Below are 20,542 nucleotides of genomic sequence, written 5' to 3'. Positions count from 1 at the left end.
AGCCGGCGCGCCGGTGTCGGTTGAATGCTCGCCAACGGCGTCAGAAAGGACGGCACCCATGGCGCAGCGACGTCGTCGCGTCCGGATCGGCATCGACACCGGGGGAACCTTCACCGACGTGGTCGCCTTCGACGAGGACACCGGCGAGGTGTTCACCACGAAGGCGCCGTCGACGCCGGCCGACCCGGCCGAGGGCTTCATGGCCGGCCTGCGCAAGGTGCTCGCCGGCGAGGATGTCGAGATCGCGGCGGTCTGCCACGGCACGACGGTGGCCACCAACCAGCTGCTCGAGGGCAAGGTCGACCGGATCGGTTTCATCACCACCGAGGGATACGAGTTCCTTCTGGAGATCGCCCGGCAGAGCGTGCCGGACGGCTACGGCAACAGCTACTTCTGGGTCAAGCCGCCCCGGATCGTGCCGGCCGAGCTGGTGAAGACCGTCGGCGGCCGGCTGGACCACACCGGCGCGCAGCTGCGGCCGTTCGACGAGGACCGGGCGCGCGTGGTGGCCCGGTGGTTCGCGGACACCGGCGTCACCACGATCGGTGTCTGCTTCCTGCACGCCTACGCGAACCCCGCGCACGAGCTGCGGATGCGCGAGATCCTGGCGGAGGAACATCCGGATGCGGTGGTCTCGCTCTCCTGCGAGGTGCTGCGCGAGTACCGGGAGTACGAGCGGGCGATGACCACCCTGATCGACGCGGCAGTCAAGCCCCGGGTCGCCCGGTACGTCTCGAGCATCAAGCAGCGGTTGGGCGGGACGCCGTTCTACATCATGAAGTCCAACGGCGGGGTGCTCTCCGCCGACGAGGTGACCAAGCAGCCGATCACCACCGTGCTGTCCGGCCCCGCCGCCGGCGCGCTCGGCGCGGCGCTGGTGGCCCGCACGGCCGGATTCGACCGGGTGGTGACCCTCGACGGTGGCGGCACGTCGACCGACGTGTCCGTGGTGCAGGACGGCGAGCCGACGCTGACCACCGAGGGCAGCGTGGGCGCGTACCCCTCGAAGATCCCGATGATCGACGTGGTGACGGTCGGCGCCGGCGGCGGTTCGGTGGCCTGGCTGTCGCGCGAGGGCACCCTGAAGGTCGGCCCCCGCTCGGCCGGGGCCGACCCGGGTCCGCTCTGCTACCGCCGGGGCGGGTCCGAGCCGACGGTGACCGACGCGCACGTGGTGCTCGGCCGGATCCCGCCGCACCTGCTCGGCGGCGAGGTGCCGCTCGACGTCGACGCGGCGCGCGACGGGCTCGCGGCCCTCGGCGCGAAGCTGGGCCTGAGCGTGGCGGCGACGGCGAACGGCATCCTGGAGATCTCCGCCTGGAACCAGGCGAACGCGTTGCGGCAGATCACGGTCAAGCGCGGGCTGGACGTGCGCGACTTCGCCCTGGTGACGTTCGGCGGGTCGGGGTCGCTGCTGCTCTGCCGGCTCGTCGACATCCTCGGGCTGCGCGCTGTCGTGGTGCCACGCAATCCGGGCAACCTGTCCGCGTTCGGCCTGCTGACCGTTGACGTCAAGAACGACTACGTGCAGACCTACGTGGTCCGTCACTCGGTGCTCGACGTCGGCGCCGTACGCGCGCAGTTCGACGCGCTGACCCGACGCGCGGCGGAGGCGCTCGACGCCGAGGGTTTCCCCCGCGACCAGCACGTCTACCTTCGCTCGGCGGATCTGCGCTACTACGGGCAGGCGTTCGAGGTCCGGGTCGCGGTCGGGGACCTCGACCCGGACGGCGTGGTCGCGGCGTTCCACGACGCCCACGAGCGGGTCTACGGATACTGCTTCCGCGACAAGCCGGAGCAGCAGGTCGAGTGGGTGAACCTGCGGGTGACCGGGGTCGGTCCGATCCGGCGCCCCCCGCTGCCCGTCCTCGACGACGTACCGGCCACGTCGGTCGCCGACGGACCGGCGGTCCCCGCTCCCGGCTACCGGTCCGTGTGCTTCGGCGACGAGTACGCGCGGACGCCCATCTACTGGCGCGACGACCTACGACCCGGGGCGACCGTGCACGGCCCGGCGGTGATCGAGGAGTACGGCTCGACCGTGCCCCTGCATCCCGGCTTCACCGCGACCGTCGACCGTTTCGGAAACCTGGTGGTGACACCGGCGAACGCGCGGACCGTGGTGCAGAGCACGGTGGAGCGCAGCCGCGAACGAGAGGTGACCGCATGAACGTGGATCCGATCGTGCTGGAGATCGTCGAGGGCACGCTGGCCTCGATCGAGCGGGAGGTGGAGTCCGCGATCGGCCGCACCGCGCGGTCGCCGATGATCCGCGACGCACACGACTTCCGCGCCGGCATCCACGACCGGAAGCTGCGCAAGCTGACCGGCCGCTCGTACTCGGCGCTGGTGCATCCGGTCGCCCGTGACTATCCACCGGAGACGATGCGCCCCGGAGACGTGTTCTTCCACAACGACGTCTACCTGTCCGAAGGCGGCATCGGGCATCTGCCCGACCTGTGCGTGACCGTGCCGGTGTTCCACGACGGCGTGGTCGTCGCGTTCGTGCAGGCGTTCGGCCACCACGACGACATCGGCGGCGCCTGCCCGGGCTCGATGCCGTCCGGCGCGACCAGCGTCTACGAAGAGGGGCTGATGGTGCCGCCGATCCGGCTGTGGGACGCCGGGGTGCCCAACGAGGCGGCACTGAAGATCATGACGCGGAACTCGCGTATGCCCGACTCGCTGGCCGCCGACCTCGACGCCGAGTGCGCGGCCTGCCTGATGGGCGCGCGGCGCCTTGCCGAGCTGTTCGAGCGGTACGGCCGGGCGACGGTCGAGGCGTGCTTCGACGCGATCGTCGACAAGACGACCGAGACGTACCGCCGCGAGATCCTGGCGAAGATCCCGGACGGCACGTACGTCTGGGAGGACTACGCCGAGCACGACGGCGTTGACGAGCCCCGGCTGCACACCCAGCGGATCACGCTCACCAAGGTCCCGGACCGGCTCATCATCGACTTCACCGGCACCTCGCCGCAGGCCAAGGGGCCGATCAACCACTGCGGCGACTACGCCGACGGCAACTTCCTCAAGAAGTGGCTCGCGCCGATCCTGCGCAACCTCGCCGACACCCCCGAGCGGATGGCCGAGCTGGACGTCAACGAGGGGGTGGTGCCGCTCATCGAGATGCGCTTCCCGCCGCCCGGGACGCTGCTCACGCCGATCTTCCCGGCCCCGACGAACGCGCGTACGTTCGTCATCCTGCGCCTGCTCGGGGTGCTCGCCGGCGTGCTGGCCAAGGCTGTCGACGGGCGGATGCCGGCCGACCAGGAGACGATCCGGTACACCGGGGTGTACGGCACGGACGCGGAGGGCGACCCCTACCTGATGCGCGAGGTGCTGGGCGGCGGCTCGGGCGGGCGGTACTACGCCGACGGTGAGGACACCATCCACGTCGTGCCCGACTCGCGCAACATCCCCGTCGAGTTCGCCGAGTCCCGCTGGCCGTTCATCGTGGAGCGGCTGGGCCTGGCCGTGGACTCCGGCGGCCCGGGCCGGTACCGGGGCGGTCTCGGCTACGACAAGCACATCCGGATGCTGCGGGACGCCAACTTCATGTCGATCGCCGACCGGGCGGTGCTGTCCTGCTGGGGCGTCAAGGGCGGGCGCGCCGGGCGCCCGTTCAGCGTGGTGGTGGATCCGGGCGGGCCGAACGAGCGGGAGATCGACGCGCTCGCCGACGCCGAGCCGGTACGGGCCGGCGAGGTGATCCGGATCCGCACCACGGGGGGCGGTGGCTGGGGTGACCCGCTGACGCGCCCGTACGAGGAGGTGGCCCAGGATGTGGCGTGGGGCAAGGTGAGCGTCACCGGCGCCCGCGAGGACTACGGGGTGATCATGGACGGTGAGCGCGTCGACCGCGCCGCTTCCGACACGCTGCGCGCCGTGCTCGCACGCCAGCGCACCGGCGACGAGCCGTTCTTCGACCGGGGCCCGGGGTATGCCCGGCTCTCGGGTGGGCGTCCGTACGCGGAGGTGGATCGGGTGTGACCTGGTCGGCGCGGGACCTGATCGACCTCACCATCGACCCCGGCACCTGGGTGTCGTGGGATGAACCGGTCGTCGACCCGGTGCCGATTCACCCGACCTACGCCGAAGCCCTGGCCACGGCGCGGCGAAGCACGGGTTTCGACGAGGCGGTGACCACCGGCGCCGGCCGGCTCGCCGGGCGGCCGGTCGCGGTCGTCGCCGGCGAGTTCGGCTTCCTCGGCGGCTCGATCGGCGTCGCCGCGGCCGAGCGGCTCACCCGAGCGATCGAACGGGCGACCGCGCAGCGGATCCCGCTGCTCGCCGCGCCGGCGAGCGGTGGTACCCGGATGCAGGAGGGCACGATCGCGTTCCTGCAGATGGCGAAGATCAGCCAGGCGATCACCGCGCACAAGGCCGCCGGGCTGCCCTACCTCGTGTATCTGCGGCATCCGACGACCGGGGGCGTGTTCGCCTCCTGGGGCTCGCTCGGGCACCTGACGGTCGCCGAGCCGGGCGCGCTGATCGGCTTCCTCGGCCCGAGGGTGCACGAGGCACTCACCGGCTCGCCGTTCCCCGAGGGCGTGCAGACCGCCGAGAACCTGCACAGGCACGGGCTGATCGACGCCGTTCTCGCCCCGGATCAGGTGGCGCCGGTGGCCGCGAGAGCGCTCGCCACCCTCTGCGCGCCGCGGCGCATCGCGCGTGGGCCGCAGCCGGCGGACGACGTACCGGAGGCGCTGCCGGCCTGGGAGGTCGTCCAGCGATCCCGGCGTACCGACCGACCGGGCACCCGAGCCCTGCTCAGGAACGCCGCCCGCGGGGTCGTACCGCTGCGCGGCACGCAGAGCGGCGAGACGGGCACGGGAGTGATCGTCGCGCTGGCTCGATTCGGGGAGGCGCCCGCCGTCGTCGTCGGTCACGACCGGCGGGACCGCCCGCTCGATCCCGCCGGTCTGCGGGCCGCCCGGCGGGGGCTGCGGCTCGCCACCGAACTGGGTCTGCCGGTGCTCACCGTCATCGACACCCCGGGCGCGGCGCTGTCGCCGGAGTCCGAGGAGGGCGGGCTCGCCGGCGAAATCGCGCGTTGCCTCGCCGATCTCGTGACACTGCCGGTACCGACGTTGTGTGTGCTGCTCGGCCAGGGCAGCGGCGGCGGCGCGCTTGCCCTGCTGCCGACCGACCGGGTCGTCGCCGCCGCCCACGGCTGGCTCTCGTCGCTGCCGCCCGAGGGCGCGTCGGCGATCCTGTACCGCACCACCGCGCGAGCGCCGGAGGTCGCCGAGGCGCAGGGCATCCGCGCCGTGGACCTCCAGGCACACGGTGTCGTGGACCGGATCGTCGTCGAGCGGGACGACGCCGCCGACGAGCCGCTGGCGTTCCTCGACCGGCTGGGGGCGGTGCTCGCCTACGAGCTGGCCACACTGCTCGACGCCGATCCGGCGGAGCGGCTCACGGCCCGCCGGGCCCGGTACCGCCGACTGTGAGGAACCTGGCGCAGCGCCAACCACTTGCCGAAGTTCGCCGTACCGTTCGGCGAATCTTGCCCATGCGACCCTCCCGGCAGATTCTTACAGTCCATCCATGCGGATACTCGTCGCCCTGGGCGGCAACGCGATGACCTCGCCGGACGGCCTGGCCCGTCCCGAGGACCAGATCGCGGCCGTGCAGCGCGCGGCGAGGCGGATCGCCGAGGTCGCGGCGGCCGGCGCCGAGGTGGTCGTCACGCACGGCAACGGGCCCCAGGTCGGCAACCTGCTGGTCAAGAACGAACTGGCCGCCACGGTGGTGCCGCCGGTGCCGCTGGACTGGTGTGGCGCGCAGACCCAGGGCACGATCGGCTTCATCCTGCTCAACGCGCTGGAACAGCAGCTGCGCAAGCCGGTGGCCGCGCTGGTGAGCCGTACCCGCGTCGATCCGGATGATCCGGGCTTCGCCCACCCGAGCAAGCCGGTCGGGCGCTACCTGCCCTGGGACGAGGCGCAGGTGATGATCGACCACGGCCAGGTGTGGCAGGACCGCGGCGACCGGGGCTGGCGGCGGGTGGTGGCCTCGCCCGAGCCGGTCGAGGTGCTGGACGCGCCCGCCGTGGCCGCGCTGCTGTCCGCCGGATTCGTGGTGGTCGCCAGTGGCGGCGGCGGTGTCCCGGTCGTGCGTGACCCCGACGGCACGCTACGTGGAGTCGAGGCAGTCATCGACAAAGATCTCAGCGCTGCCCTGCTCGGCCAGGCGATCCAGGCGAGCGTCCTGGCGATAGCCACCGATGTCGACGCCGTGACGGTCGACTGGGGCACCCCACGAGCCCGACCGCTGGGCGCGGTCGGCGTCGGGGAACTGCGCGGGTTGGCCGCCGAGGGGCACTTCGCCGACGGCTCGATGGGGCCGAAGGTCGAAGCGGCCTGCCGGTTCGTCGAGCGGGGCGGCGAGCGCGCGGTGATCTGCTCCCTGGACCGAATTGCCGAGGCGGTGGCCGGCCGGGCCGGCACCGTCGTGACCGCGAAAGACGAGAGGTGACCGCAGTGCCACAGCCCATTGAAGTCCGCAAGGTGCCGATCAAGCACGTCTCCGACGCTTCCGGGCTCACCGAGTTGATCGACGCCGGGGTGCTCGATGCCGACCAGGTGATCGCCGTCATCGGCAAGACCGAGGGCAACGGGGGCGTCAACGACTACACCCGGATCATCGCCGACCGGGCGTTCCGCGAGGTCCTGGTCGCGCGGGGCAGCCGATCGGCCGAGGAGGTGGCCGGCGTGCCCATCGTCTGGTCGGGCGGCACCGACGGCGTCATCTCGCCGCACGCCAGCATCTTCGCCACCGTACCCGCCGGGTCGATCGAGCCGACCGACGAGCCGCGGCTGACCGTGGGGTTCGCGATGAGCGAGCCGATCCTGCCCGAGGAGATCGGTCGCAGCGGCATGATCGAGAAGGTCGCGGCCGCCGTCACCGAGGCCATGGAGCGTGCCGGGATCACCGACCCCGCCGACGTGCACTACGTGCAGACGAAGACACCGCTGCTGACCATCCACACGATCCGCGACGCGAAGAGCCGTGGCAAGGAGGTCTGGACCGAGCACACCCACGAGTCGATGGACCTGTCCAACGGGACGACGGCGTTGGGCATCGCGGTCGCGCTCGGCGAGATCAAGATGCCGGACGACGAGGCGGTGATGCACGACCGTTCGCTCTACTCGTCGGTCGCGAGCTGCTCGTCCGGCGTGGAGCTGGATCAGGCGCAGGTCGTCGTGGTCGGCAACGCCCGGGGCATCGGCGGGCGGTACCGCATCGGCCACTCGGTGATGCGCGACGCGCTCGACGCCGACGGCATCTGGGCGGCGATCCGGGACGCGGGCCTGGACCTGCCGGACCGCCCGCACCACAGCGACCTCGGCGGGCGACTGGTCAACGTGTTCCTCAAGTGCGAGGTGTCCTCCGACGGCATGGTGCGCGGGCGACGAAACGCGATGCTCGACGACTCCGACGTGCACTGGCACCGGCAGATCAAGTCCTGCGTCGGTGGGGTGGCCGCCTCGGTGACCGGCGACCCGGCCGTGTTCGTGTCGGTGTCCGCCGCGCACCAGGGCCCGGACGGCGGCGGCCCGGTCGCCGCGATCGTCGACCTCGGTCCCGAGCCGACTAGATGACCGCCGCCGTCGCCCCGCACTGGTCGGCCCATCTCGCACCGGGCGTCGATGCGGACCTGAGCCTCGGCGCCACCCTGCCGGGAGCGTGGACCGCGCGCTGGGCCGCCGATCCGGGCGCCGAGGTCATCGCGACGCCGTCCGGGCGGAGCGTGACCGCCGCCGAGCTTGAACAGCTCACGGCGGCCGCCGCCGGTCGCTACGCGGCGGCGGGCCTCGCGCCCGGCGACCGGATCATGGTGTCCGCCGGTCCGAGCGTGGAGCTCGTCGTCGCCTACCTCGCCGCGCTGCGGTACGGGCTGACCGTCGTGCCGGTCAACACCGCGTACACCCCCGTCGAACTGGCGAACCTCGCCGCCGATTCGCACCCGGTGCTCGCCGTGCTCGACGACGTCGACCGCGCGCCCGGCATCCCGTCGACCACACCGGATCTCGCCGGGCTGCCGGCTCCGCAGGCGGCGCCGGTCGATCGCGTTCAGCCGGCGGACCCCGCGCTGATCGTCTACACGTCGGGCACCACCGGCAGGCCGAAGGGTGCCGTGCTGACCCACGCGAACCTGCTGGCCAGCGCGCACGCGGTCCGGCTGGCATGGCGCTGGACACCCGAGGACCGGTTGGCGCTGTCGCTGCCGCTGTTCCACATCCACGGGCTCGGCGTCGGGCTGCACGGCACGCTCGTCGCCGGTGGCTCGCTGCTGCTCCTGCCACGCTTCGAGCCGTCCGCCGTCGCCTCCGCGATCGAGGGTGGCTGCACCCTGTTCTTCGGCGTGCCGACCATGTACCACCGGCTCGCCGAGTCACCGCAGCTCACCGCGCTGCGCAGGCTGCGGCTGGCGGTCAGCGGATCGGCGCCGCTGCCGGCCGAACTGCACGACGCCGTGCGCGAGCGCACCGGCCAGCAGATCCTCGAGCGCTACGGCATGACCGAAACGATCATGTTGGTCTCGAATCCGTACGACGGCCCGCGCCGCCCGGGCACGGTCGGCCTGCCGCTGCCCGGGGTGTCGGTACGGCTGGCGCCCGGCGCGGGCGGCACCACCGAGATCGAGGTGGCCGGACCCAACGTCTTCGGCGGCTATCTCGACCGCCCGGAGGCGACCGCCGAGGCGTTCACCGCCGACGGCTGGTTCCGCACCGGCGACCTGGGCGTCCTCGACGACGACGGGTATCTGCGGATCAGCGGTCGGGCCAAGGAACTCATCATCACCGGCGGGTACAACGTCTACCCACGGGAGGTCGAAGAGACGCTTCGGGCCCACCCCGGGGTCGCCGACGCGGCGGTCGCCGGGGTGCCGTCGACGGAATGGGGAGAGACGGTCGTCGCCTATGTCGTGCCGGGCGACGTCGTCGACACCTCGCAGTTGGAACGCGAGCTGACCGAGTGGTGTGCGGCGCGGTTGGCGCCGTACAAGCGGCCCCGGGGCTGGCGCTGGATCGATGTCGTGCCGCGCAACGCGCTCGGCAAGGTCCTCCGCCACGAGCTGTCCCAGGGAGGCTGATCGCGCCTCGGTGTCGTCGGACCGCGGATGACGGTGCTGCCTCAGACGCCGGGACACGCCCGGGATGAGGCAGCACCGTCGCGGGTGTCCGGTCGGCTAAGGCCCGGCGACCTCCTTGGCGGCCCGCTCGCCGGACTCGACCGCCCCGTTCAGGTAACCGAAGTAGTCGATCGAGGTGTGCTCGCCGGCGAAGTGGACGTTGCCCTCGCGGGCGCTCTCGATGCCGAAGAAGCGGGTGTACTGGCCCGGCTTCGGGGCCGAGTAGGCGCCCTTCGACCAGGGGTTGAGCGGCCAGGCGTCCCGGTAGGCCTTGCCGTTGTAGGCGGCGGTGATGCCCGGGTAGATGGGTTCCAACTGATTCAGGAACGTCGTGACCTGGGCGGCAGGTGCCGCGGCGAACGGCGCGCCGGTCCACGCCGTGGTCTGACGGCCGCCAGGGAACTCGCAGAGCACGCCGGTGGTGGTCGGCTGGTTGACCGCGTCGTCCCAGGCGCACTGGAAGCCGGTGGCGTTGATGTAGGTGGAGCCGCCGTAGCCCTGGGCCACCCAGGGCCGGCTGGTGAACTGGACGTGGAGCTTCGCGTTGCTGCCCAGATCGAACTCGTTGATGGAGCGCGTCTTCACGGTCGAGAACCCGGCCTTGGACAGGTCGCACTGGCGCAGCATCGTGAAGGGCAGGGCGAGGATCACCTTGTCGGAGGTCACGTCGGTGAACTTGTTGCCGGCCTGGAACGTGCAGGTCACCGAGCCGTTGGCGTTCGCCTTGACCGCCACCAGCTTGCGGTCCAGCGTCACGGTGCCGGCCGGCAGCTGAGCCTCCATAGCGGTCACCAACTGGTCGTTGCCGCCGATGATCGTGTATTTCTCGTCGCCGCCGGTGAGCGGGGACAGCGAGTTCGGCCCGTTCCAGCCGAGCAGGTAGATGAGGTTGAGCGCGGACTGCTGGTCCGGATCGAGCCCGTACTCGGCGAGGACGTTGCTCTGCATCAGCTTGGCGAAGCGGCTGGAGAGGCCGCCCGGGATGTTCGCGTCCAGCCACTGGTTGACGGTCTGGTTGTCCAGCGCCAGCCCTGCCGCGGTGTAGCTGTCGTACCGCTGGGGGTACGGCGCCGCCATCTGAGCCGCCTTGAAGGCCTGGTAGACCTGGCCCCAGTCGGCGTTCGCCGCGCTGTAGGGGTAGTCCGTGCCGTCGATCCAGTACCTGTCCCCGCCCGGTGGCTGGTTGCCGCCGTTCACGAGGCGAAGACTGAGTCCGAGGCTGTTGGCGAGGTTGCGGATCGTGTTGTGCTCGGTGTTGATGAAGGCGCCGCCGTGTTCGACGACGACGCCGTCGTCGAAGAAGCCGCGCAGGGTGTAACAGCGGCCGCCGATCCGGGAGTTGCCCTCGTAGACCGAGGCTTTGATGCCCTTGACCTTGTAGAGCCAGTGGGCGGCGCGAATGCCGGCGAGCCCCGCTCCCACGATGGTCACCGACGGCGGCGCGGGGGGTGCGGCAGCGGCGGTGGCGGGACGGGGTAGGCCGGCCGCCGAGGCGACGGCCGCCGCGCCGACGACGGCGGCACCGCCGAGCAGCTTGCGGCGGGACAGCCCGGCGGCGTGCATCTCGATGACTTCGTCGACCGGGATTCCGGTCCGTTCGGATTCGGCGTGGGCGGCGAGCGTGGCACGCAGACGGCTGGTGAGTGGTGTTCGACCTCTGGATCTCATGACTGACCTCCGGTCGCGAACGCCTGAGCTGGCGTGCCCGCAATTTAAAGCCGGATTCAGTTATGCAGTCAAGAGCTTCACTGGCCAGTGAACAGGCGGCTCATCAGGGCTGTTCCTTGCTTCAGGAGTGGGCCCACCAGTGCCCGGCCACGAGTTCGGCGACCAGCGTCTCGGTGAGCAGCCGCACGCCGGGGTCGTCGTCGCCGGGGTAGCGGATCACCGCCGCGGCGCCGGTCACCTCGGCGCCGACGGCGAGCACCGTGGACTTTCGCTGCCGCAGCCAGTCCAGCGCCGGCGCGTCGTAGCGGGAGCCGGGAAAGAGCAGGGCGCGGTACTCGAGCGTCTTGGTGAGGTAGACGTCGACGTGCGACCAATCACCCGTCTCGCATCCGGTGGCAGGACGGCGGGGGCCCTCCCGGACCATCAACGCCGACTGCAACGCGGAGGAGAGCCGCTCAGCCGGCGCGAGGGTGTAGACGCCGTGCGCGCCGTCCAGGAGTTCGGCGGCCGTCGGCAGCCACTCGTCGCGGCGGGTGAGCAGGTCCTCGGTGGCGTCGGCGGCGCGCCGGGCGAGGCCGGCGATGTCTCGCCGGGTTTCGGTCAGCCGAGCAACCAGGTCCAGCAGCAGCACCAGGGTGTGCTGGAAGGTGCGGCACGCGACTCCGCCCGTCTCGGCTCCGGCCTGCATCGGAACGACGAGGTCAGCGACCTTCGCCAGCGGCGAGTCCGGCGCGTTCGTCAGGGCGACGAGTCGTCCCGATCCCTGGTAGCGGCTGGTGGCGTCGAGGGTCTCCTGGCTGCTCCCGGTCGCCGAGATGGCGACCACCAGGGTCCGCGGTCCCGGGGGACAGGTGGTGGCGGCCGAGGCGTACTCGGCGACCGCGTCGACGCCCGCGGCGCGCAGCCGCAGCGCGGCCATCTCGGCCGCGTAGCGCGAACTGCCCATACCGAGCAGCAGCACCCGCTCGACCGGGTCGGGCAGCCCGTGCCACGCGTCGCCACCGGTCATGGCCGTGGCCAGGCGGCGTAGCGACTCGGGTTTGGCTTCCAGGTCGGCCAGGAACAGGCGCGGGTCCACGAGACTCCTTGCTCTAGTCGTACCAACTGCGCAGTACGCCCATCGGGGCGTACCGCCAGCGGGGCAGGAAACGGGCGGCGTAGCACAGTTCGCGGCACTCCTGCTCGACCTCGAACGGCCGTAGCAGCCGCTCGTCGAGCAGGTGCGGCATGCCGCCCTCGTGCAGGGTGCGGCGGTAAGCCGTGAGTAGATCGTCCACGGCGCGCCGGCACCAGTCGGTCACGGCTGACCGGTGTCGGCCCTCGGTCCGCCGATCGGCGATCTGCCCGACGTGCAGCAGGCTGGTGCGCAGCTGCGCCACGTCCCGCGCGGCCGGCTCGGCGAGCGGGCCGCCGCCGGGCGCCGCGAGGGTCGGGTTCCCGTCGAAGTCCGTCACCGCGAGCCCGCCGCGCCACCGCAGGACCTGCCCCACGTGCAGGTCACCGTGTGGCGGGATGACGTACGCCTGGTCCACCTCGCGGGACCGCTCGATGTCGGCGGCGAGCCGGGACACCCGAGCGGTGAACCAGTGGGCCTCCTCGTCGTCGGCGGCGGAGACGAGTCGGCGTGCCTGGTCGAGGACCGCCAGGCCGTCGGCCGCCCAGTCCCGGTGGCCGACCACCACGGGCGCCGGGATGGTCTCGGACGGTGTGGCCAGGGCGCAGTGCAGCTCCGCGGCCAGCACCCCCAGCTCGCCGGCCAGGTCGGCCGGTGGTCCCCCGTCGAGCTGGTCGAGCAGGGCGTCGACGCACCAGTCCCACCCGTCGGCGGCGTCCGGCAGGAAGCCGGTCACGACCGCCGCCAGGCCGGTGTCCGGCCCGTCGTGGTAGACGGCCGCGTACGGCGTGGGCGTACGGGAGAAGCCGGCGGCGGCCAGGTGCGCCAGCAGGTCCGGAGCGCGGTCGGCCGATCCGCCGTCGGTCGCCGGTCGCATCCACTTCACCACCACGCGCTCGCCCACCACGACCGAGGTGTTCGTCTGGTCGACGGTGATCAGCCGTTCCGCGAGGGGGCCCCGGGCGAGCGGAACGAAGCGGCGCACGCGTAGGCCGGGTGTGGCGCCGCCGGTGGCAAGGGCCTCGACGAGCGCGGCGGAGGCACCGGGCGGCACCCTGACGTCTGTTGAATCCAAGTTCAGTTTCCGCCGTAAAAACTCAGCTACAAAAGGCGGCATGAGTCTTGCGCACGTTGACGCTCATTGCAACACTCCGGGTCACTGTCTCGACTTCCGACGGGAGTGCCGAGTGTTGCTGTTCAGAAGTGCCCGGCGTGTCGCCGTTTCGACGGCCCTCGCCGCGGGCCTCGTGCTCGCCGTGGCGGCGTGTGGCGGCGGTGCCGACAACGCCGGCACCGCCAGCGCGGACACCCTCGATCCGAACGCTGACCTGAGCAAGCAGAAGCTCACGGTCTCCAACTGGGACGGCTACATGCCGGAGGATCTCCCCGAGAAGTTCAAGGCGGCGAAGGGTCCAACGGTCACCGTCACCAAGCACGCCACCAACGAAGAGATCATGGCGAAGCTGACCGCGGGCGCGGACAGCGGCGTCGACGTCGCGTTCGTCTCCGGACAATTCGCCCAGGCGCTCGCCGAGCAGGGCCTGGTGGAGCCGATCCACGCCGATCTCGTGCCCAACCTCAAGAACCTCTACCCGGAAGCCGGGCAACTGGCCTACGACAAGGGCAACAAGTTCTCCGTGCCGTACACCTGGGGCACGACCGGCCTGTGCTACCGCACGGACCTGACCGGCTACACGCCCGACAGCTGGGAGGACCTGCTCTCGCCGAAGGCGCAGCTGGCCAAGAAGGTGACCATGATGGCCACCGAGCGGTGGCTCATGCTCCCGGCGCAGAAGTCGCTCAACTTCTCCGCGAACACCACCGACGCGGAACAGTTGGCGCAGGTGAAGCAGAAGTTGCTCGCGGCGAAGAAGACGCTGCTGGCCTACGACGACACCACCTTCGGCGACCGGCTCAAGTCCGGCGAGGCCGCCCTGGTCGAGGCGTGGGACGGTTGGTGCCCCACGGACGACCCGAAGATCAAGTTCGTGGTGCCCAAGGAGGGCAGCGACCTCTGGGTGGACACGATGGTCATCTTGAAGACGTCGAAGAACAAGGAGGCGGCACACGCCTTCATCAACTACATCCTCGACGCCGACAACCACTCCTGGGCGGCGGAGAACATCCTCTACAAGGTGCCGAACAGTGCCGCCATGGCCAAGGTCGACGCCAAGCTGCTGGAGACCCACCCGCAGCTGAAGATGGCCCCGGCCGACCTGCTGAAGCAGGAGGTGCCGGTTGACCTCGGCGACGCGGCACCGGCGTACACCCGGATCGCGACCGAGGTGTCGGCCGGTTAGATGAGCTCCACACTCGCCCCTCAACGCCCCGCCCGTGCGGACACCGGTCCGCGCGGGCGGCGCGCCGCCCGACGTGAGCGACTCGTCGGGCGGCTGGCCACCCTCGGGCCCGGGCTGGGCTACCTGGCCGTCTTCATGCTCGTGCCGCTGGCGCTCGTGCTCAGCTACACGCTGTTCCACCGGGGTCGCTTCGGCGGCATCGTCTACGAAGCCTCGGCGGACAACTTCACCCGGGTCGCCGACGGGCTGTACCTCGGCGTGATCTGGACCTCGGTGAAGCTGGCCGGGCTCACGACGCTGCTGGCGCTGCTGCTCGGCTACCCGACCGCGTACCTCATCGCCCGGCTTCCCCGCACCTGGCGCACGGTCGCGCTCGTCCTCGTGGTCCTGCCGTTCTGGACCAACTTCCTCATCCGTACCTATGCGTGGATCATCCTGCTCAACAGCGAGGGGGTGATCAACCGGGCGTTGACCGGTATCGGGATCGTCGACCGGCCGCTGGAACTGCTCTACACCCCCGGCGCCGTCGTCGGCGGCCTGCTCTACGCCTACCTTCCGCTGATGGTGCTGCCGCTGTACTCGGCGATCGAACGACTCGACCCCCAGCTCCGCGAGGCGTCGGCGAACCTGGGTGCCCGCCCGGTCCGAACCTTCTGGTCGGTGACCCTGCCACTCACCCTGCCCGGCGTGCTGACCGGCTGCGTCTTCGTGTTCGTGCCCAGCCTCGGCAACTTCGTCGTACCCGAACTGCTCGGTGGCGGCCGTACCGTGATGGTCGGCAACCTCATCCGCGACCAGTTCCTCAAGGCGCGGGACTGGCCGTTCGGCTCGACTCTCGCGCTCATCGTGATCGCCCTGCTCGTCCTGCTGCTCATGGTGCAGGCGTGGGCGGCCCGGCGACTGGCAGGTGGGGATCGTGCGTAGGTTCAGTTGGCTGTACCTTCCCGCGGGCCTGACGTACGCCTTCCTCTACCTGCCGATCGTGGTCCTCGTGATCATGTCCTTCAACGCCGCCGACACTCCGTACCGGTGGGACGGGTTCGACACCGCCTGGTACGGGCGCCTGTTCGCCGACCGGGCGGTGCGCGAAGGTCTGATCAACACGCTGCTCGTCGCGGCCGGCGCCACCGTGCTCTCCACGGTGCTCGGCACCCTGCTCGCCGTCGGCCTCGCCCGGCACACGAGGTCGAAACTGCTCGACGCGATCGCGGTCGCGCCCGCCGTGCTTCCCGACATCGTGCTCGCCATCGGCCTGCTCGCCTTCTACACCGCCGTGCAGTTCACGCTCGGCCTGCACTCGATCCTGCTGGCGCACACGGTGTTCGGCACGGCCTTCGTCGCGGCCGTGGTGCGCACCCGACTGGCCCACGTCGACGGGTCCCTGGAGGAAGCCTCCCGCGACCTGGGCGCCACCGGGCTGCAGACCTTCGTCCGCATCACGCTCCCGTCGCTCGCCCCGGGCATCATCGCCGGCGCGCTGCTGGCCTTCTCCCTGTCGATCGACGAGTTCGTCATCGCCTTCTTCACCGCCGGCCCGCAGGACCCGACGTTGCCCATCGTGATCTATTCGATGGTGCGTTTCGGCGTCACCCCCGAGATCAACGCCCTGGCGACGTTGCTGCTGGCGGTCAGCTTCACGTTCGTCATCGCGGCCCAGCGCCTGTCCCGCCTAACGGAGTCCCTGTGAACGAGCATCATGGCGAACGAGCCGGCGAACCCCTGGTCAGCATCCAGGCCGTCAGTCGGCGTTTCGGCGACATCCGCGCGCTGGAGCAGGTCAGTCTCGAGATCCGTCAGGGCGAGTTCTTCGCCCTGCTGGGCCCGAGCGGCTGCGGCAAGACGACCCTGCTGCGGATCCTCGCCGGGTTCGAGCAGCCGGACAGCGGGTCGGTGACCCTCGACGGCGCCGATCTGCTCGGGGTTTCCCCGCACCGGCGACCGGTCAACCTGATGTTCCAGTCCTACGCGCTGTTCCCGCACATGAGCGTCGCGAAGAACATCGCCTACGGGCTGGAACGCGAGCGGGTGCCGAAGGCGGAGATCCGCGAGCGCGTGGACGGGGTGCTCGACACCGTCGGTCTCAGCGGGCTGGCCCGCCGCCGGCCGCACCAGCTCTCCGGTGGGCAACGGCAGCGCGTCGCGCTGGCCAGGGCGATCGTGAAGCGGCCCCGGCTGCTGCTGCTCGACGAGCCCCTGTCCGCGTTGGACAAGAAGGTGCGCGCGGAGATGCAACTGGAGCTCAAACGGCTGCAGCACGAGGTGGGCATCACCTTCGTGGTCGTCACCCACGACCAGGAGGAGGCGATGTCGCTGGCCGACCGGATCGCCGTGATGAGCGAGGGCAGGGTGCGTCAGGTGGACGCGCCGGTTCCGCTGTACGAGCGGCCCGCCGACCTGTTCGTGGCGGACTTCATCGGGGCCAACAACCTGATCGACGGCGTGGTCACCGCGGAGGGTCTGCGAGTGCCCGACGTCGGCGTCCTGCCCTGCCCCCGGTCCGCGGACGGCGTCGGGGCCGCGGCGACCCTGGCGGTCCGTCCCGAGCGGGTCAGGCTGGGCGCCGACGGCGGGGTGGCCGGTGTCGTGCGTGACGTGACCTTCTTCGGCGGGACGACGCGGGTGGCGGTGGACGTCGTCGGGCTCGACCGGCCGCTGCTGGCCACGGTGGCCGGCGCGGCCGCCGTAGCGCTCGGCGACCGGACCAGGGTGGACTGGTCGGGCGCCGACGCCGTGCTGCTCGACCGGGCCTGACCGCCGGGCGCCGGGTCGTCCCGGCGTCCGGCCGGTGCGGGCCCCTAGGTTGTGGCCTTCCGGGCGCGCGGTGGCTTGGTCGGCTCCTCGGGCACGTCCAACGGGTTGCCGGTGACCAGCCGGGCGTACGACAGGATCAGCTCGACCGCCTCGGTGGCGTGCAGGGTGGGGTGCCGGGCCACGATCCGGTAGCCGTACGCGTCCTCGAGCGCCACCAGGTTACGGGCGATGGTCTGCGACTCCGCGGCGAGGGTGAACACGCCCTGGGCCGCGCCGAGTTCGAGGATCGTCTGGTACATGGACACCTGCCGGTCGTAGAGCGTGGTCAGCAGGGCGGCGTAGACCCGGTTGCGGCCGGCCGCCCCGCCGAGCTCGCAGAGCAGGCGTACGTCGGCGTCCTCGGCGTCGGTGGGCAGCCCGGAGCGGATGGTCACCACCAGTTTCCGCACCGGGTCGGAGATGCCGGCGATCTTCTTCACCCGCAGCTCGTAGAAGCGCTCCATGCCGGCGTGGTGCGCTTCCAGCAGCAGGTCCCGCAGGTCGGGGTAGTGGTAGAGGACCGCGCCGGAGGTGAGGCCGGCCTGTTCGGCCACCTGGTTGAGCAGCACCGTGTCGGTCCCGTGCTGGATCATCGCTCGGCGGGCGGCATCGATGAGGTCCTGGCGGCGCTGGGCGCGGGACTTGCGGGTGGTCATGCGGCACCGATCCGGGTCACGACGTCAACAATCTTCCCAACACCATAGTGCCTGCGTATTGACGGCCGAGCGAGGACCTTGTTGAATTTCGATTCAACAGTCACCCCCACCGGGAGATGCGATGTCTCAGCTGACGGTCCTGTTCATGCCCGAGAGCGCGTACGGCCCCACGAACAACTGCATCGGCATCGGCGACGTACTGCGCCGACGTGGACACCGGGTGGTGTTCGCGGCCGAGGCGTCGTGGCAGGGCAAGCTGACCGCGCTGGGCTTCGAGGAGGATCTCGTCGACCTCGCACCACCGGCGGAGAACGCCGACGACCAGGACGCCGGCCAGTTCTGGAAGGACTTCATCCGCGACACCGCGCCCGAGTTCCGCAAGCCGACGATCGAGCAGCTCGAGACCTGGGTCAAGCCGGTGTGGGTCGAGCTCATCAACGGCGCCAAGTACTGCCAGCCCAGGCTGCTGGAGATCATCGACCGAGTGCGGCCGGACATCATCGTCGAGGACAACGTGGTCGCCTTCCCGGCGCTCAACACCGCCGGCGTGCCGTTCGTGCGGATCGTTTCCTGCAACCCGCTGGAGATGAAGGGCCAGGACATCGCGCCGGTCTTCTCGGGCTACCCGGCCGCGGACCGGTCGGGGTGGGCGGCGTTCCAGGCCGAGTACGACCGCGTCCACCGTCCGGTATGGGAGGAGTTCGACTCGTGGGTGCGGGAGCAGGGCGCGCCGGGCCTGCCCGACCTCGAGTTCATCCACGAGGGCGACCTCAACCTCTACGTCTACCCCGGGATCGCCGACTACGCCGACGCCCGGCCACTCGGCCCGACCTGGCAACGACTCGAGTCGTCGGTACGCGAGACAGACGAGGAGTTCACCCTGCCGTCGGAGCTCGCCGACCGGGACGGGGCGCTGATCTACTTCAGCCTCGGCTCGCTCGGCTCCGCCGACGTCGAGCTGATGCGGCGGGTCATCGACGCACTCGCCAAGACGCCGCACCGCTACATCGTCTCCAAGGGCCCGCTGCACGCCGAGATCGACCTCGCGGACAACATGTGGGGCGCGGAGTTCCTGCCACAGACGAAGATCATCCCCCTGGCCGACCTGGTCATCACGCACGGCGGCAACAACACCACGACCGAAGCTCTCCACTTCGGAAAGCCGATGATCCTGCTGCCGCTGTTCTGGGACCAGTACGACAACGCGCAGCGGGTCGACGAGCTCGGCTTCGGGGTGCGGCTCGACCCGTACCGCTTCACCGACGAGCAGCTGCACGGGGCGATCGAGCGCCTGCTGGGTGACGAGGACCTGCGCAGCCGGCTCGCGGCGCACGGCTCGGAGATCCGGGCCACCGACGGCCTGCGGCAGGCCGCCGACGCGATCGAGCGGCTGGCCGGTACGGCCGAGGCCCGTCGTTGACCAACTGGTACGCACCATCGGCCCGGAACGGCTCGGCCACCGGGGCACAGGCGAGGGCGCAGCAGGCGATCGCCGACGCGGCACCGACGATCTTCTGGACCGACCGTCCGGACCGGCCGCAGCCACGGTCGCGGCTGACCGGGGCACGCAGCACCGACCTCGTGGTGATCGGCGGCGGGTTCACCGGCCTGTGGGCGGCCATTCTGGCCAAGCAGGACAATCCGGCCGCCGACGTGGTCGTGCTGGAGGCGGAGCGGATCGCCTTCGGCGCGTCCGGGCGCAACGGTGGCTTCGTGTCCGACTCACTCACCCACGGCCTGTCCCACGGCCTGTCGCGGTGGCCCGCCGAGATGGAGTCACTCGTCCGTCTCGGCCGGGAGAATCTCGCCGCGATCGCCGAGACCGTGCGGCGATCCGGCATCGACGCGGGCCTGCGGCTGTGCGGCAAGACGACCGTCGCGGTCGCCCCCCACCAGGTGGCCGAGCTCGCCGCCCTGGCCGAACTGCACCAGGCGCACGGCGACGACGCCACGCTGCTCGACGGCGACCAGGTGCGCGCGGACGTGGCGTCGCCGGGCTACCTCGGCGGCGTACGGCTGCGCGGCACCGGAGGGCTGGTCGACCCCGCCCGGCTGGCCTGGGGCCTGGCGAGCGTCGCCGAATCGCTCGGGGTGACGATCCACGAGGACACCAGGGTCACCGGTTTCGACCGGTCCCCCGGTGGGGTCGTGGTGCGTACCGCCGACGGCGGGATCACCTGCCACCGCGTCGTCATCGGGACCAACGCCTATCCGCCGCCACTGCGGCGGCTGCGGCACTGGATCCTGCCGGTCTACGACTATGTGCTTGTCACCGAACCGCTCAGCGAGGCGCAGCGGGCGGAGCTGCGGTGGCCGGAGGCGCAGGGCATCACCGACGCCGGAAACCAGTTCCACTACTACCGGCTCACGGACGACAACCGGATCCTGTTCGGTGGCTACGACGCCATCTACTGGTTCGGCAATCGGGTCGAGGCGGCTCTCGATCAGCGCGACGCCACCCACCTGCTGCTTGCCCGGCACTTCGCGGAGACCTTCCCCCAGCTCGACGGGGTCCGGTTCACCCACCGCTGGGGCGGGGTGATCGACTCCACCACCCGGTTCACCCCGATGTTCGGCACCACGCGTGACCGGCGGATCGCCTACGCCGTCGGCTACACCGGACTCGGCGTGGCCGCGTCCCGCTTCGGCGCGCAGGTGGCGCTGGACCTGCTGGCCGGACGGGAAACCGAGCGGACCCGGCTGCAGATGGTACGGCGGCGGCCGGTGCCGTTCCCGCCGGAGCCGCTGCGGTACCCGGTGGTGGAAATGACCCGTCGTGCGCTCGCCGCAGCGGACGCGCGCGACGGGCGCCGGGGGCCCTGGCTGCGGCTCCTGGACAGATTCGGTGTCGGTTTCAACAGCTGAGGAG

Annotated in this window: 16 protein-coding genes; 12 read left to right on the top strand and 4 right to left on the bottom strand. The window is 71.1% G+C overall.

The annotated features are described in order from the left end of the window. Nucleotides 1-58: 58 nt before the first annotated feature. From ACNAVT_RS19320 to ACNAVT_RS19295, 6 genes are all read left to right on the top strand, one after another. Nucleotides 59-2,170 carry a hydantoinase/oxoprolinase family protein gene (locus tag ACNAVT_RS19320; RefSeq protein WP_416298129.1) on the top strand — a complete coding sequence of 704 codons (2,112 nt, stop codon included), beginning with the start codon at nt 59-61 and terminating at the stop codon, nt 2,168-2,170. After that, the gene (locus ACNAVT_RS19315) at nt 2,167-3,993 is read left to right on the top strand and encodes a hydantoinase B/oxoprolinase family protein (protein ID WP_416298127.1); all 1,827 of its coding nucleotides are present in this window, start codon (nt 2,167-2,169) and stop codon (nt 3,991-3,993) included. The genes ACNAVT_RS19320 and ACNAVT_RS19315 overlap by 4 nt, the downstream gene beginning before the upstream one ends. Next, complete coding sequence (locus ACNAVT_RS19310; protein WP_416298125.1) at nt 3,990-5,456, top strand: carboxyl transferase domain-containing protein; 1,467 nt, start codon at nt 3,990-3,992, stop codon at nt 5,454-5,456. The genes ACNAVT_RS19315 and ACNAVT_RS19310 overlap by 4 nt, the downstream gene beginning before the upstream one ends. A gap of 97 nt (nt 5,457-5,553) precedes the next feature. After that, nucleotides 5,554-6,483: a carbamate kinase gene (locus ACNAVT_RS19305; RefSeq protein ID WP_416298123.1), complete on the top strand. Its 930-nt coding sequence runs from the start codon at nt 5,554-5,556 to the stop codon at nt 6,481-6,483. 5 nt (nt 6,484-6,488) lie between these two features. Next, nucleotides 6,489-7,610 carry a ring-opening amidohydrolase gene (locus ACNAVT_RS19300; RefSeq protein WP_416298121.1) on the top strand — a complete coding sequence of 374 codons (1,122 nt, stop codon included), beginning with the start codon at nt 6,489-6,491 and terminating at the stop codon, nt 7,608-7,610. After that, the gene (locus ACNAVT_RS19295; protein ID WP_416298120.1) at nt 7,607-9,106 is read left to right on the top strand and encodes an acyl-CoA synthetase; all 1,500 of its coding nucleotides are present in this window, start codon (nt 7,607-7,609) and stop codon (nt 9,104-9,106) included. Before ACNAVT_RS19300 ends, ACNAVT_RS19295 begins: the two co-directional genes overlap by 4 nt. Nucleotides 9,107-9,202: 96 nt before the next feature. Here the strand turns inward: ACNAVT_RS19295 and ACNAVT_RS19290 are convergent, their stop codons facing one another. From ACNAVT_RS19290 to ACNAVT_RS19280, 3 genes are all read right to left on the bottom strand, one after another. Continuing rightward, nucleotides 9,203-10,813 carry a flavin monoamine oxidase family protein gene (locus ACNAVT_RS19290; RefSeq protein ID WP_416298119.1) on the bottom strand — a complete coding sequence of 537 codons (1,611 nt, stop codon included), beginning with the start codon at nt 10,811-10,813 and terminating at the stop codon, nt 9,203-9,205. Nucleotides 10,814-10,934: 121 nt separating this feature from the next. Further along, nucleotides 10,935-11,891 (bottom strand): SIS domain-containing protein, encoded by a 957-nt coding sequence (locus ACNAVT_RS19285; protein WP_416298118.1) that lies wholly within the window; start codon nt 11,889-11,891, stop codon nt 10,935-10,937. A 13-nt stretch (nt 11,892-11,904) separates the two neighbouring features. Continuing rightward, nucleotides 11,905-13,002 (bottom strand): hypothetical protein, encoded by a 1,098-nt coding sequence (locus ACNAVT_RS19280; RefSeq protein WP_416298116.1) that lies wholly within the window; start codon nt 13,000-13,002, stop codon nt 11,905-11,907. A 112-nt stretch (nt 13,003-13,114) separates the two neighbouring features. Here ACNAVT_RS19280 and ACNAVT_RS19275 point away from each other — a divergent pair, with 112 nt between their 5' ends. Genes ACNAVT_RS19275 through ACNAVT_RS19260 form a run of 4 tightly spaced genes read left to right on the top strand, consistent with a single transcriptional unit; the run spans nt 13,115 to nt 16,978 of the window. Further along, nucleotides 13,115-14,227, top strand: coding sequence for a spermidine/putrescine ABC transporter substrate-binding protein (locus ACNAVT_RS19275; RefSeq protein WP_416298114.1), 1,113 nt, complete (start codon nt 13,115-13,117; stop codon nt 14,225-14,227). Then, nucleotides 14,228-15,151, top strand: a complete 924-nt coding sequence (locus tag ACNAVT_RS19270; RefSeq protein WP_416298112.1) for an ABC transporter permease — start codon at nt 14,228-14,230, stop codon at nt 15,149-15,151. It begins immediately after the preceding gene. After that, the gene (locus tag ACNAVT_RS19265) at nt 15,144-15,914 is read left to right on the top strand and encodes an ABC transporter permease (RefSeq protein ID WP_416298110.1); all 771 of its coding nucleotides are present in this window, start codon (nt 15,144-15,146) and stop codon (nt 15,912-15,914) included. Before ACNAVT_RS19270 ends, ACNAVT_RS19265 begins: the two co-directional genes overlap by 8 nt. After that, nucleotides 15,911-16,978, top strand: a complete 1,068-nt coding sequence (locus tag ACNAVT_RS19260) for an ABC transporter ATP-binding protein (protein WP_416298108.1) — start codon at nt 15,911-15,913, stop codon at nt 16,976-16,978. The genes ACNAVT_RS19265 and ACNAVT_RS19260 overlap by 4 nt, the downstream gene beginning before the upstream one ends. Before the next feature lie 44 nt (nt 16,979-17,022). On the opposite strand, the gene ACNAVT_RS19255 is transcribed toward ACNAVT_RS19260, so the two are convergent. After that, on the bottom strand, nt 17,023-17,673 hold the full coding sequence (locus ACNAVT_RS19255) for a TetR/AcrR family transcriptional regulator (RefSeq protein WP_416298106.1): 651 nt from the start codon (nt 17,671-17,673) through the stop codon (nt 17,023-17,025). Nucleotides 17,674-17,794: 121 nt separating this feature from the next. Between ACNAVT_RS19255 and ACNAVT_RS19250 the strand changes: the two genes are divergently transcribed. Beyond that, nucleotides 17,795-19,093 (top strand): glycosyltransferase, encoded by a 1,299-nt coding sequence (locus ACNAVT_RS19250; protein ID WP_416298104.1) that lies wholly within the window; start codon nt 17,795-17,797, stop codon nt 19,091-19,093. After that, nucleotides 19,090-20,538: an NAD(P)/FAD-dependent oxidoreductase gene (locus tag ACNAVT_RS19245; RefSeq protein ID WP_416298103.1), complete on the top strand. Its 1,449-nt coding sequence runs from the start codon at nt 19,090-19,092 to the stop codon at nt 20,536-20,538. The genes ACNAVT_RS19250 and ACNAVT_RS19245 overlap by 4 nt, the downstream gene beginning before the upstream one ends. Nucleotides 20,539-20,542: the final 4 nt, after the last annotated feature.

The organism is Micromonospora sp. SL4-19 (assembly GCF_047921475.1).
In the GTDB taxonomy this organism is placed as follows: domain Bacteria; phylum Actinomycetota; class Actinomycetes; order Mycobacteriales; family Micromonosporaceae; genus Micromonospora.
The sequence above is the reverse complement of the archived record's forward strand: the minus strand, read 5'-3'. Positions and strand labels throughout refer to the sequence as shown.

Bases quoted from the DNA above. Each gene is read 5' to 3' on its own strand.
- ACNAVT_RS19320 (WP_416298129.1), top strand. From the start codon at position 59: ATGGCGCAGCGACGTCGTCGCGTCCGGATCGGCATCGACACCGGGGGA.
- ACNAVT_RS19315 (WP_416298127.1), top strand. From the start codon at position 2,167: ATGAACGTGGATCCGATCGTGCTGGAGATCGTCGAGGGCACGCTGGCC.
- ACNAVT_RS19305 (WP_416298123.1), top strand. From the start codon at position 5,554: ATGCGGATACTCGTCGCCCTGGGCGGCAACGCGATGACCTCGCCGGAC.
- ACNAVT_RS19295 (WP_416298120.1), top strand. From the start codon at position 7,607: ATGACCGCCGCCGTCGCCCCGCACTGGTCGGCCCATCTCGCACCGGGC.
- ACNAVT_RS19290 (WP_416298119.1), bottom strand. From the start codon at position 10,813: ATGAGATCCAGAGGTCGAACACCACTCACCAGCCGTCTGCGTGCCACG.
- ACNAVT_RS19270 (WP_416298112.1), top strand. From the start codon at position 14,228: ATGAGCTCCACACTCGCCCCTCAACGCCCCGCCCGTGCGGACACCGGT.
- ACNAVT_RS19255 (WP_416298106.1), bottom strand. From the start codon at position 17,673: ATGACCACCCGCAAGTCCCGCGCCCAGCGCCGCCAGGACCTCATCGAT.
- ACNAVT_RS19250 (WP_416298104.1), top strand. From the start codon at position 17,795: ATGTCTCAGCTGACGGTCCTGTTCATGCCCGAGAGCGCGTACGGCCCC.